At 40.8% G+C, this 2,954-nt stretch carries 3 protein-coding genes; 1 reads left to right on the top strand and 2 read right to left on the bottom strand.

The window, feature by feature from the left end; translation table 11 throughout:
- The coding region (locus MKMG_RS11215) for a winged helix-turn-helix transcriptional regulator (protein WP_216842909.1) at positions 1 to 410 on the top strand (410 nt) is incomplete at its 5' end.
- A gap of 472 nt (positions 411 to 882) precedes the next feature.
- Here MKMG_RS11215 and MKMG_RS11210 read toward each other — a convergent pair.
- Together MKMG_RS11210 and MKMG_RS11205 are read right to left on the bottom strand one after the other, a co-directional pair.
- Positions 883 to 1,533 (bottom strand): hypothetical protein, encoded by a 651-nt coding sequence (locus tag MKMG_RS11210; protein ID WP_165078021.1) that lies wholly within the window; start codon positions 1,531 to 1,533, stop codon positions 883 to 885.
- Between the two features lie 52 nt (positions 1,534 to 1,585).
- Positions 1,586 to 2,779, bottom strand: a complete 1,194-nt coding sequence (locus MKMG_RS11205) for a hypothetical protein (protein ID WP_165078019.1) — start codon at positions 2,777 to 2,779, stop codon at positions 1,586 to 1,588.
- Positions 2,780 to 2,954 lie beyond the last annotated feature (175 nt).

Below are 2,954 nucleotides of genomic sequence, written 5' to 3'. Positions count from 1 at the left end.
GGAAGGGAAAACAACAGTATCACCTCAAGATGTTAAAGAGGGAACACAAGATCATCTCAGTTAATAAAGGTGGATATACCGGATATTTTGAGAATAGTGGAAAATATGGGGATTTTCAGCAGACTGTAATTATGCAGCTCAGAAGCACTACGGTGCGGCAGATCTATGAAATCCTGATCCTTCATCCAAACGTTTCACGTAAAGAGGTCGCCGGGTACCTTGGCATATCAGGATCTGCCACGACCTGGCAGATGGAACGCCTGTGTGCTGACGGCACCGTTTCCGCCACAAAATCCGGGAAGTACGTACACTACCTGATCAATCCAAAAGCAAAGGAAATTCTCCGGGATTACCTGCCTAACCATCCGGCTGCGGATGCGACCGGTCAGGCACAAAAAGGAATCATCTGAGCTGCGGGCTGCGGTTCTTGTTACGTTGGGGACAAAATCCCTTTACCAAGTTAAGCAACGCATAAATAACCCTTAAATGAGCCAGTATCCCGAAAATCCGCATCCACACAGAAGCCCGGAGGGAGCCTATCTCAGTCGAGACAACCCATACATCCTCCCCAAAATTACAAACAATAGCGACCCCTTATTAGTCTGCAATCAACCGATATTTCAGCAAATAACCGGCATTAAACACATATTTTTTCAGGAATAAATATGAGCAGAAAATACACGATTTTTACCCCCCGATTCGCTAATACCGGGGATCAAAGAGGGTCAAAAAAGGGCAAAAAAGTTGACTCAGTACAGTCCCTGTTTCCAATATTCATCCGACCGGTTTGCATCTTTACGCACACCGTCTTTCGCTTCGCAACATTTCTCCAGAGCCGTTCATTCAAATGGTTTTCTTAGTGAGGGGGCGAAATCAAACGTATCAGCACTTGAGATATATTTTGAGCACAAAAAGCACAGTGTCATCTCTGTTGCATTCATCAACTGCGGTGGTCATTTTAGAATCTGAATTATTTGCTGCATATGATGTGCTGATTATTGCGGATTTTGTTCTTTTAATGGGGATTCCGGAATCCGTGATCCTGTTGAATTCTTCGGATATATTTTCTCTTGATATATATGTCGCCAGGATAATATCTCCGTCAATCGCTTTTTCGGGTTCAACAATTGTGTATAACCAGGGTAAAGCCGGGTTTCCGATCTCCACGAGGCTGTCATTCTGTAAATCAGCTTTGTATCCTTCAAAGTGGTCTTTATCTGATTTGAGATAGGAATTTACATAAACTGGTTCGTCTCTTATCTTCCAGAGACTGTTTTCCCCAAAATATTTCTCAGCGGTGGCATTTATGACTGAATCTGACGTATTGCCATCAAATATGATCTCAGGAACCCACAGCATTTTATCAAGCATTTCAGTCTCTTCTTCTGTCAGGGAATTTAATTCACTTACATTTACGGTCTGATTATCTGACGGGAATTTTTCAGTATCCTGATTATTGTTTTCAATACATCCGGAAATAACTCCAGATAAAAAAATAAAAATAAGGACTAAAAATATGAGTTTTTTCTTCATTTATCTCACCGATTGATACGTATGTTAATTCAAATATGGATACTGCTACCTGTCAATCAACTAATATATACTCAGAATGGGTTACACTGTCCCAATTTTCCCAATATGTACTTCCAACATTTATGGGCGCGGGGTCAAAGATATATAAATACTGATCTCCTGACGTGTACTGGCCCCATCCGGCACAGACTCTCTCATGAGCTGATACAGCTGATGTCAATGGATCGCTCTTTGTCTGTATGTGCTCATATGCATTATCCCATGTAACCGAACCAGGATGATTACAGTGTTGTACATTTCTGTTCAAACCTGTAGGAGAATCTTCATAATAATCAAGTTCACCGAATACTGTTGCTCCTTTGGGGTTTTGAGATGTCCCTGCATCCATTTCACCTGCAATATAGTCAAACGTATGACTGGAACTAAACCATTCAGCAATCATCTTTCCTGAGGCTACACAACACCAGAACTGATTCGGCTGTGCTACAAGATTGTTAATATTCCAGATTTTCCTGTAATTAAAAGTGCTCCGGGCACTAATATCGATGAGAGAGCTTTTGTCATCATAAAATTCAATGTTTTTCACATTTTCATCCCATTTCAAAAGCCTGTTTTGAATAGAATCACACTCTATATCATCATATACAGACCACATCCCCGCATCGCCTTTAAAAGCAGGTTTTCTTTCAGGAATTATTGAATAGTCATAAGCATCCAGAATGATTCTTGTTATTTTTCCATCACAATTTATGGTTTCAAACAGTATGCCCGTTTTCGGATAACTGTAACAGACAACTTTAGGAGATGAAAGTGCTGAAACTCCGTATTTTGCAATCAGAATTTTTTTTGAATTTTCCTCTGCAAGTTTGTAGTCTGTGGCATCCGGGTGATCCTGCACCATTGTTACAGTACATCCTGATACTTTGCTTGCTGCGGCTCGTATAAAACCTACATTCTCGCCATCAATTTCCAAGTTAAATTGATAATATAACTTCAGTCCATTGATATCATAGATAATCAGAGGAATCCTGTTGATCACTGCATTTTGAAATTCTTCTTCTGGCAATGCACCTGAATTCAGAAAGTCGTCAAAAGTGGCATTTGCAATACAATATGCCATTTCTACCGACACATAATTGTTTTCAATGATTTTTCTGTTATCCAATTCATTTCCTGCCGAAACTGCTGCTGTGGATACCAGCAGCAGCATAAAAATCACAGACAAAGCCCACATTTCTTTTTTCATTTTCATGTTTTTCCTCCAAATTTTCCGGTCCCAGGAGGCAAAAAGGCGAAGCGTTCAAGTAATGGTAAGGCCAACACAGTTTTGCCTCCGGGCACGCGTGGGGTTCAACCATTCTTAATCCGTTCGGGTGAACCCCGTGCAACATCTTTTCGATGCTATGTGTATGGCTTTTGAC

It is taken from the genome of Methanogenium sp. MK-MG (assembly GCF_009914725.1).
Taxonomy (GTDB): Archaea; Halobacteriota; Methanomicrobia; order Methanomicrobiales; family Methanomicrobiaceae; genus Methanogenium.
The sequence above is the reverse complement of the archived record's forward strand: the minus strand, read 5'-3'. Positions and strand labels throughout refer to the sequence as shown.